Origin of the sequence: Paenibacillus sp. FSL H7-0735 (genome assembly GCF_038008505.1) — a bacterium.
GTDB classification, from domain to species: Bacteria; Bacillota; Bacilli; order Paenibacillales; family Paenibacillaceae; genus Paenibacillus_AQ; species Paenibacillus_AQ odorifer.
In genome coordinates this window covers 1,938,031-1,955,384 of sequence record NZ_JBBOZH010000001.1, presented here as the reverse complement: position 1 = coordinate 1,955,384, position 17,354 = coordinate 1,938,031, and the positions used below count along the sequence as shown (strand labels likewise).

Genomic DNA, 17,354 nt, shown 5'->3' with positions numbered 1-17,354 from the left:
TTATTCCAGAGTCAAGACTACTACAGAAGCAGGTGGAAGCTCGCAGCTCAGCTTTTCACCCGATAAAGATGCACCCTCAAAAGCTACTGGAGTAACTGTATCCGGTGCCTCAAACGTATTGTGCGCACCCAGCACGGAATGCGTTAAGATCTGACCTGTCACTTTGCTAAAGGTAACCTCTTCAATACCAATACTTAGCGATGCGCTGTCATTATGGCTCAAGTTACAGAGAGAAACATATACTTTGCCATTCGTATCGCGAGAAGCAGAAACGCTAATCTGTGGAATTGTTAGATCCCCAAACGTATAATCAGGGCTCTCAACAGTTACTTCAAGCAGTTCATTATCCTGATGCTCTTTGTACATTTCAAATACATGATAGGTAGGCGTTAGAATCATCTTGTCGCCCTCCGTCAGGATAAGAGCCTGCAGTACATTGACCACTTGAGCCAAATTCGCCATTTGCACACGACTGCTATGCTTTTGGAAAATATTCAGCGTTACCCCTGCTACCAATGCATCTCTGAGTGTATTCTGCTGATACAGGAACCCCGGATTCGTACCAGGTTCATTTAAGAACCAGGTTCCCCACTCATCTATAATCATTCCAACCCGCTTATCCGGATCATATTTATCCATTACCGCTGAATGTTTGGTAATCAGTTCATCCATATGCAAGGTTTTTTGCATAGTCTCAAACCATTCGGCTTCGTCAAAACCTAAAGCGTAACGTTTCTCTTCCCAGCTTCCAGGAATCGTATACGAATGAAGACTGAGACCATCCATAAACCGTCCAGCTTCGCGCATTAGCACTTCTGTCCAATTATAATCATCAACGTTGGCGCCACCAGCGATTCTATAGATCTGATTTTCACCATAATTACGCACATATGTCTGGTAACGTCTGTACAAATCTGCATAATATTCTGGACGCATATTGCCGCCGCAGCCCCAGTTCTCATTACCTACACCAAAATACTTCAACTTCCACGGCTCTTCACGCCCATTTTCACGACGCCAGTCCGCCATCGGTGATTCGCCTTCAAAGGTCATATATTCAACCCACTCCGACATCTCCTGAACAGTGCCACTGCCAACATTCCCGCAGATATATGGTTCACAATCCAGCAACTCACATAATTCAAAAAATTCATGCGTCCCAAAATAATTATTCTCGACGACACCGCCCCAGTGCGTATTCACCATCCGCTTACGGGTTTCTTTTGGACCGACGCCATCCTTCCAATGATACTCATCGGCAAAACAGCCCCCCGGCCAACGAAGGACAGGAATATTAACTTTTTTGAGTGCTGCTAGGATGTCGTTGCGAAAGCCCTTGGTGTTCGGAATCGGCGAATCTTCCCCCACATAGATCCCATCATAGATACATCTGCCCAAATGCTCGGCAAAATGACCATATAGATACTTGCTAATCTTATTAATTCCTTTACCTGCATGTAGCTTGATAGTAGTCATCTATTCTCTTCTCCATTCTTTTGCTTACCCCAGATGGAAATTCCATTTTCATTTAATCCAGTAAATACAAGGGTCTGAGTTTCTTTCTCCCAATCCCATGACGGAAGCAATTGCACCTTCTCTATCCGGCCTTTACCCTCGATAACGTCATTCCAGACCAAGGTCAGGACTCTGCGTCCATCAAAAGACCAGCTTCCCTTTCCATTCGCACCTTCCAGCTTAAAGTCAGAGGATAGACTTATGAGGGCAGACTGAATCTGGCCATCCACTGAGGGGTCCATTACAATCCATTCCCACTGTCCTGCGATTAGCTGTTCTGGAATATCCTGTTCCACTTCACCCGCATACCGTTCTGGAGATACAACAGGCCAACCATCCTCTGTCCACAGAATTCGACGAACCTGTAAATAGGACCAATGTTTATCGATTTCACCACGTGCATGATGAACTATATAATAGCTGCCATCCTCATGAAGAACTGAGTTATGGCCGGGAGCAATCCAACCTGGATCTTGTCCAAAGCGATAGCCACCCAGTATTTTATTGCCGACCTCATATCGGGGTTGATGCGCACTATCAGTCATATCTCGTCCGTTATAATCCACATATGGGCCGGTAATAGTATCTGCACGAGCGACACGAACGTTATAATCCTCAAACAGGGAGTCATAGGAGACGAACAAATAGTATTTTTTGAATTGCTCGTTATACACTATGTACGGTCCTTCAACTGCTCCATCTTTAATGGTGTTATCCCGTTTAGCGATCAGCGTACCAAAACCTTCTTGCTTCGGTTTGCCCGTTTCCGCATTCAGCTCAATGATATGAATTCCACCAAAAAAAGAACCATACACCATCCACATCCGTCCATCTGCATCCGTAAGCACATTTGCATCAATCGCATTCAGTGAGTCTTCAGCACGCGTCTGAATCACCACACCTTCATCGGTCCAAGGTCCCTCAATAGAAGATGAAGTTTGAAGTCCGATTAGCGATTGTCTACTTCCAAAAGATGAGGCCGAGTAATACATTCGATACTGATCACCGTATTTCACCACATCGGGTGCCCATAAATTAGTAGCCCCTGCCCATTCCTTCGCAACTCGGGGAATTCCCGGCAGCGCATAATGAACCCATTCCCAATGGATAAGATCCTGTGATTTTCGAACCATTACGCCTGGACGTAATTCTCCTCCGACTCTTATATCGGTAGAAAAAACATAGTAACCCTCATCTGTTTTAATAACGCCTGGATCATGTGTGTTGTGAAGCGTCCATAAAGACTCAATATCAATCACTGATAGATCATACATTGGCATGTTCCCTGGGGAACTTGGAAAGACAAGATCTGTTGTTTTTTTTACCATTAAATTATCACCTCAGAAATAGCAACAGATTGAGCAGCAATAAATATTAAATTTAAAATGAAAAAATATGTATTCGCTTACAATATAAAATAACATATATAAAAAGCCTTGTAAATATATTTCTATAAATCTTTTCATATTTATATGAAATTAAACTCGAAATAAATGAATTATGGCGAAATAATCGTCTTTTTCTTTAGTTTAATCCTTTGTTTGTTTAAATTTTACTAAATTAAAAGAAAATCATGCCAAAAATCCCTCTTATATTTGACCATTCTACAAAATAAGGAAGTATACTTTATTTATATGCCTTATTAGTTTATAATTTTATAAAATAGTATAATTTATGACGTAATCGGAAGAAGGTATTGATAAAATGATCTATATTAAAGATTTAATGAGTGGATTAGAAATTTTCAAGGCACTAAGCTCAGAAATCAGAATCCTCATTTTAGAGCTCCTTGCCACCAATCAAGCCTTGAACCTGAATGAAATTGCCAAAAAACTGAACCTCAGCAACGGCGCCATTACCATGCATATTAAAAAGTTAGAAGAAAGCGGTCTCATTGAGATAAACACATCAGTGGGCAAACACGGTATTCAAAAGGTCTGCTATTTAAATAAGGACAAGCTTATTGTTGACCTTCGCAGCAAGGATGTTGATAATCTTTACGAAGTAGAAATTCAAGTAGGTCATTACAGCAACTATCAGGCTGTTCCAACTTGTGGACTGGCTACCAAAGATAGCATCATCGGGGATTTCGACGAGCCGCGTTATTTTGCAGATCCGCAGCGAATTGAATCCGAAATTATTTGGATGGCTGAAGGGTTCCTCGAATATAGAATTCCAAACTACCTTAAAGCCAACCAAACGTTCCGCGAAATTCAGTTCTCGATGGAGATCGGCTCTGAAGCTCCTGGGTCTAACGATAACTATCCGTCCGACCTTTATTTCTATTTAAATGGAATTGAAATCGGATTCTGGACTAGCCCTGGCGATTTCGGAGATACCCGGGGAACGTTTAACCCCGATTGGTGGCCTCCGCACCTAAACCAATACGGCATGCTGAAGCTGATCCGTATCAATAATGAAGGCAGCTTCATTGATGGCTGTCGGATTTCTGATGTGACCCTTGATGATATCCAATTGGATTACAAAAGTGAACTCACATTCCGTATCGCAGTAACCGACAAGCCTACAAACAAACGTGGACTCACGATTTACGGAAAACATTTCGGCAATTATAGCCAGGACCTACTGGCACGTGTGTTGTATGATGTACATGAAGTTGGAGAGGGCCTCCCTCGTAACGCTGTTATAATAGCAGAGTAACCAACCCTGATTTAAATAAAAAGACTCTAAATTCAGCTAACGCTGATTTAGGGTCTTTTTGAGCTTCGTATATTTTTTCGATATTGAACCATAATAACTTTGTCTCCCAAACCACCGAGAAGGAGTGTTTCGAATGCGTGAAGGTCTAATTCCCGCTGTTCTTGGAACCGTCGTAACCGCTTCTAGCGCCGCTTTTCTTGGAAGCAAGTATAAGATGGCAGCAACAGGCGTACTTGGATTTGGTCTGGCTCATGTCGTATTGGGTGCCATTGATCTGTTTGAGCATCGGTAAGGATTGGAAGATGCCGGGTGGTATAAACACTGCCCGGTTTATTTTGTATTTATTATGTTGGCGCAATTACAAGCTGCTCCAACGAATGAAGTCATAAAAACAGCGATTCTCCTGATATCGGAGAATCGCTGTTTATGTTTGGGTCGCTGGCTGGTTACTCCAACCTTGTCCCCATCATCTCACATGTATCTCACGTGGCTTACGTATCTCACGTGGCTCACGGACCCAGTGAAGCTAGAATAAAAAGTGGACAGTAGTTAACAGACTGGCGATAATGAGTCCACGGAGGTGTGTTCACATGGGAGAACATCGACAACGGTATAACGAAGAATTTAAAAAACAGACAGTGCAGTTCATTCAAGAGCAAACAAAGACAGTGGGCGACTTGGCGGAAGAGCTCAACATCCCAAAAAGTACCCTGCATCAATGGATGAGCCAGTATCGAGAACTAAAGAATGAACCGGCAGCTAGCGTGGATCGAGTACGGGAACTCGAGGCACAGTTGAAAGAAATGAGCCGACAACTTCAAGAAAAAGATAACAAGATTGCTGATGTGGAAGAGGAATTAGCGATCGTAAAAAAAGCAGTGCACATCTTCAGCAAACCAAGGAACTGAGATTCCAGTTTATTGAAAAACATCGCTCCGAGTTTCTCTTGGAGAAGATGTGCATGACCCTACATGTGTCACGGAGCGGGTACTACAAGTGGCGGACAGAAAAAAACAGTACGCATATGCTTCGTAAGGCTGCGATAATGAAGCGAATTCAGTATCATTTTGCAGACCATCAAAAGCGGTATGGGAGTCCGAAGATCACCCGCCTGTTACATCAAGAAGGTTATACCGTTACCGAACGCACGGTGAGTGTGTACATGCGACATATGAAGCTTCGCTCCATTGTCTCCAAAACGTATCGCGTACAGACCACTGACTCCAATCATGACCATCCGATTGCCCCGAATACGCTGAACCAGCAATTTAAAATACTCAAACCCAATTCAGTATGGGTTACCGACATTACGTACATTCCTTGCCGGGGAGGGCGCTTGTACCTGGCTAGTGTGATGGACCTTTGCACGCGTGAAATCGTGGGGTGGCGCTTGGAGAACCATATGGAAACTAGCTTAATTTCGGGCGCCTTACAAGATGCTTACGAAGCTAAACAACCGGAAAAGGGTCTATTACATCACTCCGATAGAGGTTCTCAATATACTTCTCATGAATACACGAAGCAGTTGAAAGCGTATGGCATGGAGTCCAGCATGAGCCGCAGAGGTAACTGTTATGATAACGCCTGTATCGAGTCGTGGCACAGCATTTTGAAAAAGGAGCTCATTTATTGTAATCCACGATTCAAAACTAAGGAGCAAGCCTACCAGACACTTTTTCAATATATTGAGTTTTACTATAACCGCAAGCGAATGCATGGCGCGCTGGGGTATCTTTCTCCAGTTCGTTTTGCTGAGCAATTGACTAGAATGTCTGTTGCGTGACTGTCCACTTTCTTGACAGAGGTCCACAGATGACGTTATTTGCATATTTTTAGCCCTTGGAGCATGTTTTCGGACTCCAGTGACGCTATCCCTTGGAAAATGACCAATATTGGACGTTTTTCAAGCCAATAGCTGCACTGGAGTCCGATAGCACCCAATATATTGGAAAATGCTGCGTATAAGGTCCGCTGGGTCCGATAGCTACTACTAATACGTATATCTGATGGTAGTTGTGCATGCATGTTGTTGGATAGTGAAAACCTACACGCATCCGTAAAGGGCGATGCATGAGCATTCGAGAGCGAGAACCTACACGCTTCCGCAAAGCGGCAGTATATGAGCTTTCGAGAGCGAGAACCCACACGCTCACGCCAGCGGTAATGCATGAGCATTCGATAGCGGAAACACACTTGTTTCCGGCAGCGTCAACCTAGGTGCTTCCAACAGCAGCATTCCACTCGCTTCCCCCAGCAATCAGCTAAGGTCAAAAAAGGGGCTGTCCCAGCAGCTATTTTCATAGCTTATGGGACAGCCCCTCTTAGCATTTTGAATATTTATTTTATAGCTACATAAAATAATCGTTCAGCATCATCTTCTGCCTCTACCCACTCGAAATCGGCATAGATCTTCACATCACTAAACCCAGCCTTAAGCAGCTCTTCCTTCATCCAGTTAGGATCGTAGGCACGCTGAATATGGGTCTCTTCGAATCGGCGATAGCGATCGCTGTGTCCGTCTTCACGGGCAAAAATGGACAGATGATGTTCAATTTCGCGGCGTGGAACATCCATCTCACAAGTCCAAATATAAGACACAGATGGCTCGTCCAGAATAAAGGGCTGTTCTTCTTCATAACGAATTAGTGTGTTTGGATGATGCACATCGAACAGAAAGGTTCCGCCTTGCTTTAACCCTGCATAGGTACTGGCAAAAACAGCGCTGATGTCATCCTCTTCCAACACATAATTCAGACAATCACAAAAGGAAATCACAGAATCCACCAGCTCCGGAAGCTCCCATTCCTTCATGTTTTGTCTAATCCAACGAACACTGCCTTCACGCAAAAAGCGCCGTCCCTGGGGATGCTCCTCCATTTTGCGCTGTGCCACTGAGAGCATGTCAGAAGATAAATCGATTCCGGTCATATGATATCCTGAACCCGCCAAAGGAATTGTAATACTCCCTGTACCACAGCCAAGCTCGGCTACAGTTAACGGCTTGCCGTATTTACTCCATGCGGCTTCAGCAAAGGATATCCAATCTGGATACGGCATATCTGCCATAAGCTCATCGTATACATAAGCAAATTTCCCATAGGAAGACACAATTACACCGCTTTCTATAACAACATTTTATAAATTACGTCTATTGAATCGTAAGCTTAATCCGTCGTTTCTTCTTGCCCTTCGGTTGTTCCTTCTTCATTATCCTTAGCAACAAGATAAGTCCAATTCTCTTTTTGAGTAATATGGCCTTCCTTCATCAGCTTCCCAAGTGCACGCTTGAAGGCGGATTTACTGATTCCGAACCGTTGTTTGATAATATCTGGCGGCGTAGCATCCGAATAAGGCATCGCTCCACCTGGACGAGCATTTAAGAACTCCAAAAGTGCGGCAGAATCTACATCCATCCCCACTTCTTTACGGAGACCCATAGAAAGGTTAACACGTCCATCCTCACGGATATGAGAGACACGTGCTTCAAACTGCTCACCAAGACGCAGCAGACGGCTCCGCTCAGATGAATGGACCATACCGATAATCCCAAAGCCTAGAACACCCGCATCCACAAGTACAAAAGTACCCATTTGCAGCGGCTTATACACTCGGGCTGTTACAGTCTGTCCCATCCAAGATTCAGGTGCAGGCAGAGCTAGTGGAGCAAGCTCCTGTTCTCCGGCCAGCTTGGCACGCAGACGCCCCTGTTTATCATGCTCCATGATCGCAAACACATAGTCTCCAACCTGCGGACGCAGCTCTGGAAGTTCTGGAAGCTCACGAATAGGCAGCAGCAGCTGGCGTCCAAGGCCCATTTCCAAAAAGCAGCCCAGACGCGGATGAATATCAGCCACTTCCAATAACGCCATCTCGCCCAGCGTCAGAAATGGTTTTTTCATCGTTGCCGCAAGACGGTCCTCGGTATCAAAGAAAATGAAAACTTCAACTTTATCGCCTGCTTTTACCTTCTCTGTCAGCTCCGTATAATGCAGCATAACATCTTGGTCTCCAGCATTTAAAAAGAATCCGTATGGGGAAACTTCCCGCTCTACATGAAGTCTAACCGTAGTTCCTGCAATCAGGCTCATACAGTCTCCACAACCTTGGCATCGGACCACAGACGCTCGATATTGTAATATTCACGCTCATCGCGGTGGAATATATGAACGATAACATCGCCAAGATCCATCAGCACCCAGCGTGCTGAATCCATGCCTTCAATCCCTTTGATGACTCCGCCTGCTTCATGAACTACTTTACGGACTTCGGTAGCGATCGCCTGTACCTGAATATCCGAGTTACCGTGACATACGATAAAGTAATCACTGATTGGTGAAACATTACGTAGATCTAGTGCCACGACGTTCATTGCTTTTTTATCTTCAACAGCCTTAAGGGCCAGTTCTAACAGCTTGCTTGGTTGTACACTCATATTTTATCCTCCAATATTCTAACTAAATCATTACGCGCCAGTACCGTTAAGGGGAAAATCACCCGGCGTTTCTCCAGTAACAAACTAATCGTAGAATCGAACCCAGCGACTAATCCTTCTTCCAAACTTACTTGTGCCTTCTCGCGTATCTTATCAACCCCGGGAAAATCACGCCCAGGCTCGATGTAGTCAGCTAGGCAGACGATTTTTTCAAGTAAACTCATGTCTTCACGGCCTGAGGTATGGAAACGAATCGCATTGATAATATCAGGATCCGTAATCCCATAGTCTTTCTCAGCTACAAAGGCGCCTACTTCCGAATGCCACATCTGCTTGTCATACACCAGAAGATCCAAATTCAATTGATTTTGTTCAATGATCTCCTTCATTCGCTCAACCGGCCAATACTTGGCCACATCATGCAGAATCGCTGCTGTCTCTGCACGTTCAGGGTCAGCACCATATTGCTTCGCCAGTTGAATAGATGTCTCCATCACGCCGAGTGTATGCTTCCAGCGCTTATCAGGCATCTGTGTGGAGACCGCCTCAATCAGCGCTTCGCGGCCGTATGCCATACAATCCACTCCTTTGAACATAATCGAACACTGCCTCTGGAACCATATAACGAATAGATTTACCTGCTGCCGCCCGTTCTCTTAACATCGTTGACGAAATATCAACCAGTGGCATATCTGCAAGCAATACCTTTTTTGCTATAAAGTCTGGCAATGCATCTAGATCAAGAGGTGTTCCCGGACGACCCACACCAATAAATGTAAGCCGCTGCACCAGTTCTTCAATCTCGTTCCATTTCGGCAAATACTGGACCATATCCGCTCCAATTATGAAATAAAGATCGAAATGCGGATACTCCTCTTGCAGACGTCTTATGGTCTCATAGGTATAGGAGACGCCACCTCTGACAACTTCCCAATCTAATGTGCAAAAAGCTTCGTGATTCTTCACCGCTTCCTGCACCATTGCTAGCCGGTCTTCTCCAGATACACCTGCCTCATGTTTATGAGGCGGGATATGTGAAGGCATAAACCATACCTCTTGCAGACCATAAGTATCTCTTGCGGCTTCCGCTGCCATCATATGACCGATATGAAGAGGATCAAAGGTACCTCCCATAATTCCAACTTTCAAGAGGACGACCTCCTCGGTAAGGTATACTTACAGCTATTAACGCGGCAGCTCAATGGTTTTGTTATCACGTGATTCTTTGTATAGAACGACAGTCTTACCGATCACTTGCACAAGCTCAGAACCCGATTGTTCAGCCAGAGCAGCACCGATTTCCTTGGGATTCTCAATATTATTGCTCAGTATACTAATCTTCATAAGCTCGCGCTTCTCAATAGCTTCTTCAATATGGCGTACGAGGTGATCGTTTACTCCACCTTTGCCCACTTGAAAAATAGGATCGAGATGGTGCGCCAATGAACGAAGATACCGTGTTTGTTTACCAGTTAACATAAATGAATAACTCCTTAATTAACATATATTATTACCTATTATTACCCTAACTTAATGAATCCATTTCTTACTCATTTCCACCCAAACAATCCAGAATGGTCTGCCGCATGATTTCTGTAGGAGCAGGCTGCCCTGTCCAATACTCCAGAGCATAAGCTCCCTGATAGACAAACATACCAAGGCCTCCATGAATCGTGCAGCCCCGTTCGAGTCCTTCCAACAATAGCCGCGTGCGCAGCGGATTATAAATCAGATCGCTTACGACCATTCCTTCACGAAGCAGTCCAGGATCTATCGGTGTCTCATCCATATGAGGATACATACCTACGGAGGTAGTATTGATCAGCACGTCTACACCACTTAGCTTTTCTGCTACTTCGTTCATGCTAATCCCGATGACATTCCCTTTGCTCCGGCACTGTGTCGCCAAGTCCTCTGCCTTCTCAGCGCTGCGATTAGCAATAATGATTGAAGAAGGTTTCTCTTGAAGTAGTGCGGCAACAATTCCTCTTGCTGCTCCACCGGCCCCGATAACCATAATCTTCGCACCAGACAAATCAGAAATAGCTTCCGCTTTGAGCGAACGCACATAACCGATTCCATCCGTATTATATCCGGTGAGCACTCCGTTATCATTAACAATCGTATTGACTGCACCAACGGCTACTGCACTCTCATCTAATACATCCAAATACTCCATCACCGCAACCTTATGCGGAATCGTCACATTCACTCCACGGAAACCAAGCGTACGGATCGCTTGCACCGCATCGCCCAGCTTCTCCGGGTGGATATGAAGCGGTACATAAGCACCCGGAATTCCCAGCGCTCGCAGCGCTGCTTCATGCATAATTGGAGATTTGGATTGTATAATAGGATCTCCCATTACACCGAGTAGAATATTACCGCTATTGTAGCCTTCGACTGCTGTTGTAGACAATAGATTATCCTCCCTCGTTAAATCATCGAAGGGCGGGTAAGCACCTTCACCCCACGCGGAACGTGAATGGCCACAACTGCACCTTCAGTTCCATTAACCTTAATCCAGCCCAGACCCGAAATGTACAGATCGGTTCGGCTGCCCCGATTAATCCGGAACTCATGCCGCTGCCAAGGTGGCAGCTTGTCCATCCGGTCACTTCCCGGTGGAGACAGCATTTCACCGCGATGATCCTGATAGAGGGAATCTGCGCGTTCCAGCTTCGTGCGATGGATTTTTAAAGTACCACTAATAAAGCAAGTGAAGGATTGATGCGGGCCTTGTACGAAATCAAAACGTCCCAATCCACCGAAGAAAAGAGTCTGTCCTTCGTTCAACTGATAGACTGTTGGCTTCAAAGGATTGGCAGGCATAACTGCATCCAGATCCTGACGCTCTACTAATTCACTATAACGCCAAGGATACACAATCCCTGGAGTATCTATAATGTAGTGGCCATCATCCAATGGAATTTTGACCGTATCGAGTGTTGTGCCAGGGTAACGTGAAGTCGTTAACTCCTGCTCCAAATCGCTATAGTCCGAAATCAGACGATTAATAAGTGTGGATTTGCCCACATTGGTAGCACCCACGACATATACGTCACGTTGGCCGCGCAACTCCGTTACGGCTTCCAGCAAACGGTCAAAACCTTGATTGCGTTTCGCACTGCAAAGTACGATTTCAGCCGTCCGCAAGCCTTCCTCTTTACAGCGCTGCTGCATCCAGTTACGCAACTTGTTCCAGTTTGTAACTTTCGGCAGCAAGTCACATTTATTCACTGCAAGAATAACAGGGTTATTGCCAACAAAGCGCTGCAGGCCGGAAATCAGACTGCCTTCAAAATCGAAGATATCGACAATATGAATAACAAGCGCATTCTTCTCTCCTACTCCACTCAGCAGGCGAAGAAATTCATCCTGATTCACCGAAACAGATGAAGCCTCATTATAATTTTTAATCCGGAAACAGCGTTGGCAAATCACCGGGTCCCGTTCAAGTGCAACCTCCGGAAGGTATCCTGGTTGATCCTTATGCTCCGTCTGAAGCTTGATGCCGCAACCGCTGCACTTCTCAGGACGCTGTGTTTCGCTTTGTTCGTTCATTACTATTTTTCCTCCTCGTGCCACAATCCTTTTTTGCGAAGCCGTGTCAGAGCAACCCGCTCTACCCGGCGATTAAACCTTGTGCCGAACCCCTCATCCTTGACGGAGATTGGCAGTACCAAAACAGTATACAGGCCAAGGCGATTGCCGCCGTATACATCTGTAAGCATTTGATCTCCCACCACAATCGTTTGTTCAGGTGGCAGCTCCATCTGCTTCATCGCTTTGAGAAAAGGAGCATTACTCGGTTTACGAGCCTGGTGCACAAATTCAATATTAAGCGGTGTTGCAAAGCGTGACACCCGTTCCATGTTATTGTTAGATACGATGATGAGCTTAAAGCCCAGTTCCTTCACATTTTCGAACCATAACAACAGCTCCGGAGTAGCCACAGGCGCTTTGGCACCGACCAGTGTGTTATCCAGATCCGTGATGATTCCGCGATATCCCTGTCTATACAGCTCGTCCAGAGCAATATCGAATACCGTATTCACCCGGAGTTTGGGAACTAACATTTCAAACAATACGTTCACCTCGATTTCATACAAAAAACTATAACATACTCCTTGCGCATCGCAAATAAATCTGTATCTATGCTTTCACGCAAAGTGTTATTTCTTGGATCTCATTTTTCTCCGCACCCACAAAGCTTCAGTATACACGCTCTGCCAGTCTTTGTCTTCAATAACCTCAGGGCTATATTTCGCCTTTTCGAACATTGCTAGTAGTGAGGATAGATGATCAGCCACTGCCGGACGTTCTCCACTCCAGCGATCTACGGCTTCACGCAAAGTTTCGTGCTCTTCTTTTAGCATTCCCTTGCGGTGCAAATACCTTACCCAACGCTCAGTTTCCGCCACTACTTTCTGATCTGGCGTTAAAGGCCGGCCATTGCGCAGCTGCTGCATGAAGAAGCGAAGCTTAAAGCGTCTATGCCAAACTATAAAAATCGTCCAGGACAGCAACACCGCTACAGCTGCCACAACAACCCAAAGACCTACATGAAACCCTTGATCTTCTTGTGCGTTATTCACAGGCGCTGGTGTAGGTTCTGCCTGTTCTTCTTGATCTTCTGACTCGACCTCAGGGGTTTGCTCATTCTGAGTTAAAAGCGGAATATTAAATCCAGGTGTAGCTTCAACTGGAATCCAACCATAATCACCAAAGTAAACCTCAGCCCAAGAGTGGGAATCCGCATTGGTAATTGTATAATTATTATTCACTGTGCCTGATTGCTGTTGTGCCGGATTCATTGGGATTTCTGGCTGTTCCCCAGGTGCGTACCCCTTAACCCATCGTGCAGGGATGTTCAGAGAGCGCGCCATAGTAACCAGTGCCGTAGAATAATAATCACAGTAACCTTCCTTTAACTCAAACAAAAACCCTTCTACAAAATCGTTGCTTGTGACACGTGATATATCTGGATTATTGGTATATGGAAAGGTTTGTTGTAAGTATTGTTGCAAAAGCGCTGTTTTTTCATACGGCGTTTTTCCTTCAGCCGTGATTTCCTCAGCCAGCTCCCTGACTCTTTTAGGAAAATCGTTAGGCAGTTGAAGAAACATTTTCTCCAAATCGTTCCCTTTATATAGCTCCTCATACGTCTTTGTTGTCAATTCTTGAACAGGAATTACAGGAACCTCAGACGTCACCTCAAAGGTAGACGGATAAGCGAGTTTCTTCCCATCCACATCCCAGATCAGCTCGCTGTCCCGGCTTCTCCAGGAGAGTCCATTTCCAGCTTTTTCCCCATTTAAAGAATCCACCGAAGATACTGAATAAGTGCCAAACAGCACAGGAAATTCATTATTATTAAGCACGGTTACTGTTTGTTTCAGTGTTCGTGTATTCACTTTAGAACCCACACTGCTCTCTAAAGATTCACCTACATCCACCGCTTCTAGAGGTCCCCGATTTAACCGATCTCTATCGACCCAGCCTCTTCCGGAATATAATCTGCGCGTTTCTCCCCGCATATAAATACGCAAATCAGAAACCACTGTCATCACCGGTGTATAATCGAAGGTAAAGCCGCCGCCTAGTTGATCATCATTCAGACTGTAACCTGACGAAGTATTGTTAGTAGGGGAGACAGAACCCATCTCAGATTTCGTGGTCCCAACTGTGCCCTTCCCAGAAGACTTCCCAATCCCATTCCATTCTTGCCAAGCGGTATAAGGATCGGTTAGGGTAGGCCTTACCCCAGGCATATTCACTCCAATTAGGATGACCAAAGAGAAGACGATGGCAATATTAATGACAATTTTCGTGGGATATTTCAGCAGATGCACCCAACCACGCGGATAATGTAGCTGGAAGCTTCTCAGATGATGGCTGACCAGCCAGCCCATCCCCGCAAATACCGTCCAGGCTACTTCCTGCCACAAAACGATAGATGTAAAGGAATCCAAGGCAGCAAAAGCCACTATGTTCATTCCTATAAACCATAAAATACGTCTTTTTGAGGATGCCCACCAAGACGACAACAGCAGCAGGGCTGAGGCCCCGAGAGCAAACCAGATATAGGGCACCATATGAACTGCAATATCCTGCAGTCTGTCCGGGAGGGTTGTTGCCCAAGGATCAGCGACGTATATACCATAATTGATAAGTATACGATAAACGATATAAATAATAGCTGCCGCTTCAATAAAGAGCCTTATCTGAACTTTTACAGGAATTATGATTTCAATCACGGTGATCGTTATTAATGCAGCCCACACAACAGCAGTTGTCTGTCTTAACCAGATAGGCTCCGTATAAGAGACCCACTGGTGGGCTATAATCAAAAGCCACAATAGACCTAAAGAACGGTGCCAGGAGAATTTCATCTGATTCCACCAGTTTCTCATATCAGACTTCCCCTCCTAATACTATGGGAAGCTCTTGCAGTGAGCTAATGCTGTAGCCTGTAATCCCCCGTGATCTTAGAACGTCTGTCCAATCTGTGCTGCTATTCGTTTCTGATAAATTCCCTATATGAATGTGCGACGGAGTCATCCCTCTGCTGTCAGCCCAACGTAGTGCATCCAGTACAGGCTGCCCACGTTGAGGACTAATTAGCACGAAGTATGAGCCTTTAGGGAACATACGGTAACCTTTTTCCAAACGGGAAATGAGTGGACCGTGCCCTTCGGCGTTAAGATCGATCAAATATTGAATCATTTTCTGACGCTCAGCAGCACCTTCAACAGGTGCAAATACCTTCGTGGTTTTATCCAAGCAGCAAAGACCGATCCCAATTCGCTCTCGAATGCCGAATCCAAGTAGTGAGGCTGCGACGGAGACTGCGAGTTCAAATTGATTCGAATTCATATAAGCAGAAGCAGAGCCGTCCAGAACTAGAATGGTTTTGGGAATCGACTCATGCTCGAACTCTTTGGACTTCCACGAGCCTGTCTTTGCCGTTGCATTCCAATGAATACGTGTTAAGCGGTCGCCATATACATAATCACGTACACCGTTAATTTGGGTAGTCTCACGACGGGATTGAACTACAGAGGTCTGTGGTCCAGAAAGACGGGATTTTCTTTCATATAACTGCCAGCGCGGAACATAGATTGCACGAGGCAACACCTGAAACTGTCCTTCAGCCAAAAAAGTACCTTTATGCTCGACAAGGCCGAAAATATCTTGGCTGATGATATCCGTATCTGAAAATGTATAAGTGCCCCGTTCCAGAACTGGTGTCTGAAACCGCAGTTCCCCAAGTCCTCTGAGGCTGGGAATCAGACTTTCCTCAAATACCCATGATTCGCCATTATGCCGTTTCAGAACTTCCCTTACAACTACATAAGGTAAAGGCAAAATCCCCGGGATTGTGACCTTCAGACCTACACGAAGATACCCACCGGCAGAGAGCAAATCTCCCTTATCCTGTTCGGCATAAAAACTGCGAACACCCTTAGCCCGCCGAACGCCTCCCAAACCTCCAGCAATCAGATATGCAATAAGTACAGAGACCATAATAAACAACATAAATGCAGTTTTACCGCCCTGAAATAGTACATATAAGAGAGTAATACTCCAAATTACAAGGATGCTGGCGAATTTAGTAGGCTGAATGCGAGCTGCCACCGTAGACAAATAACGTCTCATATTATTGCCTCATCGTAACAGGCACATGAATGCTCTGCAGAAGCTTTTGAAGCAGTGAATCTACGCTAACATTATCTAGGCGCGACTCTGGACGCAGCAATATACGATGACCCAAGGCAAATGGAGTAAGCACCTTTACGTCATCTGGAAGCACATAATCTCTTCCCTGTAAGAAAGCATAAGCTTTACAAGCCAGCATAAACGATAACGAAGCTCGTGGACTTGCACCGAGCAATACAAGCGGATGCTCTCTTGTCTGGCGCACAATATCTAACAAATAATTCAGTACAGGATCACTCATATAAATCTCACGAATCTCCTCCTGAATACTAGCGATCTGCTCCATACTAGTGACGGCTGTAAGCCTGTCCACTGGTTGACCTTCTTGGTGGCTCAGCAATAGATTTTTTTCGGTTGCTGCATCAGGATAACCAAGACTAATTCTTAGCATAAACCGATCCAACTGAGCTTCCGGCAACGTGTAGGTTCCCTCAAAATCTATCGGATTCTGGGTGGCGCACAACATAAATGGATGCGGCAGCGGATAGGTCTCCCCATCTACGGTTACATTTCGTTCCTCCATCACTTCCAGAAGGGCGGATTGTGTCTTTGTGGTGGCTCGGTTAATTTCATCGGCCAGCAGGATATTCGTCATCACTGGACCTGGGCGGAAATGAAACATCTCGTCCCTCGGATGATACACAGATACACCGGTAATATCACTCGGAAGAATATCAGGATTACATTGTATCCGGCGATACTCTCCGGACATTGATCTGGAAAGTGCGCGAATAAGCTGGGTCTTTCCTGTTCCCGGTACATCCTCGATCAGAACATGACCACCGGCAAGCAGCGCTGTTAGCAGCAATTGTATTTCAAATGATTTTCCAAGTATGCAGGATTCTAGATTATTACGGACAGCATTCATGATGTGCATTGATTCTTGACGAACGGGCATATATGATCCTCCTAGGTCAGAATAAGCAGTAATATTTATATTTTACATGATTAGGGGACCCAAAGTACATTGTTGAAGCTTACGAAGTGTAAACAAACCAAAAACCCGCAGGACACAATGTCCCGC

General features: G+C 45.2%; 18 protein-coding genes. 4 read left to right on the top strand and 14 right to left on the bottom strand.

Translation table 11 applies throughout. The features are described from left to right. Both NSS82_RS08825 and NSS82_RS08820 read right to left on the bottom strand, forming a co-directional pair. On the bottom strand, window positions 1–1,476 hold the full coding sequence (locus NSS82_RS08825; RefSeq protein ID WP_076272376.1) for an alpha-N-arabinofuranosidase: 1,476 nt from the start codon (window positions 1,474–1,476) through the stop codon (window positions 1–3). Continuing rightward, a complete protein-coding gene (locus NSS82_RS08820) occupies window positions 1,473–2,843 on the bottom strand; it encodes an arabinan endo-1,5-alpha-L-arabinosidase (RefSeq protein ID WP_076272377.1) in 1,371 nt (456 codons plus the stop codon). The genes NSS82_RS08825 and NSS82_RS08820 overlap by 4 nt, the downstream gene beginning before the upstream one ends. Window positions 2,844–3,219: 376 nt before the next feature. Between NSS82_RS08820 and NSS82_RS08815 the strand changes: the two genes are divergently transcribed. The 4 genes from NSS82_RS08815 to NSS82_RS08800 all read left to right on the top strand — a co-directional run bounded on the left by NSS82_RS08815 (window position 3,220) and on the right by NSS82_RS08800 (window position 5,959). Then, entirely contained in the window at window positions 3,220–4,176 is a 957-nt protein-coding gene (locus NSS82_RS08815) for an ArsR/SmtB family transcription factor (protein ID WP_036675692.1), read from the top strand. 133 nt (window positions 4,177–4,309) lie between these two features. Further along, complete coding sequence (locus NSS82_RS08810) at window positions 4,310–4,468, top strand: hypothetical protein (RefSeq protein ID WP_036675694.1); 159 nt, start codon at window positions 4,310–4,312, stop codon at window positions 4,466–4,468. Between the two features lie 298 nt (window positions 4,469–4,766). Next, window positions 4,767–5,084: a transposase gene (locus NSS82_RS08805; protein WP_036683594.1), complete on the top strand. Its 318-nt coding sequence runs from the start codon at window positions 4,767–4,769 to the stop codon at window positions 5,082–5,084. Next, window positions 5,033–5,959, top strand: coding sequence for an IS3 family transposase (locus NSS82_RS08800; RefSeq protein WP_143760599.1), 927 nt, complete (start codon window positions 5,033–5,035; stop codon window positions 5,957–5,959). Before NSS82_RS08805 ends, NSS82_RS08800 begins: the two co-directional genes overlap by 52 nt. Window positions 5,960–6,513: 554 nt before the next feature. On the opposite strand, the gene NSS82_RS08795 is transcribed toward NSS82_RS08800, so the two are convergent. The 12 genes from NSS82_RS08795 to NSS82_RS08740 all read right to left on the bottom strand — a co-directional run bounded on the left by NSS82_RS08795 (window position 6,514) and on the right by NSS82_RS08740 (window position 17,228). Then, window positions 6,514–7,284 (bottom strand): class I SAM-dependent DNA methyltransferase, encoded by a 771-nt coding sequence (locus NSS82_RS08795; RefSeq protein ID WP_038569469.1) that lies wholly within the window; start codon window positions 7,282–7,284, stop codon window positions 6,514–6,516. A 56-nt stretch (window positions 7,285–7,340) separates the two neighbouring features. Next, entirely contained in the window at window positions 7,341–8,264 is a 924-nt protein-coding gene (locus NSS82_RS08790; RefSeq protein WP_076104716.1) for a CvfB family protein, read from the bottom strand. Continuing rightward, window positions 8,261–8,608: a ribosome silencing factor gene (gene rsfS / locus NSS82_RS08785; protein WP_036675699.1), complete on the bottom strand. Its 348-nt coding sequence runs from the start codon at window positions 8,606–8,608 to the stop codon at window positions 8,261–8,263. Before rsfS ends, NSS82_RS08790 begins: the two co-directional genes overlap by 4 nt. Continuing rightward, window positions 8,605–9,183 (bottom strand): bis(5'-nucleosyl)-tetraphosphatase (symmetrical) YqeK, encoded by a 579-nt coding sequence (gene yqeK / locus NSS82_RS08780; RefSeq protein ID WP_036675700.1) that lies wholly within the window; start codon window positions 9,181–9,183, stop codon window positions 8,605–8,607. The genes rsfS and yqeK overlap by 4 nt, the downstream gene beginning before the upstream one ends. Then, window positions 9,155–9,757, bottom strand: a complete 603-nt coding sequence (locus tag NSS82_RS08775) for a nicotinate-nucleotide adenylyltransferase (RefSeq protein ID WP_036675702.1) — start codon at window positions 9,755–9,757, stop codon at window positions 9,155–9,157. The genes yqeK and NSS82_RS08775 overlap by 29 nt, the downstream gene beginning before the upstream one ends. Before the next feature lie 36 nt (window positions 9,758–9,793). Further along, complete coding sequence (yhbY, locus tag NSS82_RS08770; protein WP_036675703.1) at window positions 9,794–10,087, bottom strand: ribosome assembly RNA-binding protein YhbY; 294 nt, start codon at window positions 10,085–10,087, stop codon at window positions 9,794–9,796. A gap of 67 nt (window positions 10,088–10,154) precedes the next feature. Then, window positions 10,155–11,027: a shikimate dehydrogenase gene (gene aroE, locus NSS82_RS08765; protein WP_076104717.1), complete on the bottom strand. Its 873-nt coding sequence runs from the start codon at window positions 11,025–11,027 to the stop codon at window positions 10,155–10,157. A 17-nt stretch (window positions 11,028–11,044) separates the two neighbouring features. After that, window positions 11,045–12,172: a ribosome biogenesis GTPase YqeH gene (gene yqeH, locus NSS82_RS08760; RefSeq protein ID WP_076104718.1), complete on the bottom strand. Its 1,128-nt coding sequence runs from the start codon at window positions 12,170–12,172 to the stop codon at window positions 11,045–11,047. A 2-nt stretch (window positions 12,173–12,174) separates the two neighbouring features. Then, window positions 12,175–12,696, bottom strand: coding sequence for a YqeG family HAD IIIA-type phosphatase (locus NSS82_RS08755; RefSeq protein ID WP_076104762.1), 522 nt, complete (start codon window positions 12,694–12,696; stop codon window positions 12,175–12,177). Between the two features lie 87 nt (window positions 12,697–12,783). Next, window positions 12,784–15,024, bottom strand: a complete 2,241-nt coding sequence (locus NSS82_RS08750; RefSeq protein ID WP_076104719.1) for a transglutaminase domain-containing protein — start codon at window positions 15,022–15,024, stop codon at window positions 12,784–12,786. A gap of 1 nt (window position 15,025) precedes the next feature. Continuing rightward, on the bottom strand, window positions 15,026–16,270 hold the full coding sequence (locus NSS82_RS08745; RefSeq protein WP_076104720.1) for a DUF58 domain-containing protein: 1,245 nt from the start codon (window positions 16,268–16,270) through the stop codon (window positions 15,026–15,028). Between the two features lies 1 nt (window position 16,271). Continuing rightward, window positions 16,272–17,228 carry an AAA family ATPase gene (locus NSS82_RS08740; protein ID WP_038569465.1) on the bottom strand — a complete coding sequence of 319 codons (957 nt, stop codon included), beginning with the start codon at window positions 17,226–17,228 and terminating at the stop codon, window positions 16,272–16,274. Between the last annotated feature and the right edge of the window lie 126 nt (window positions 17,229–17,354).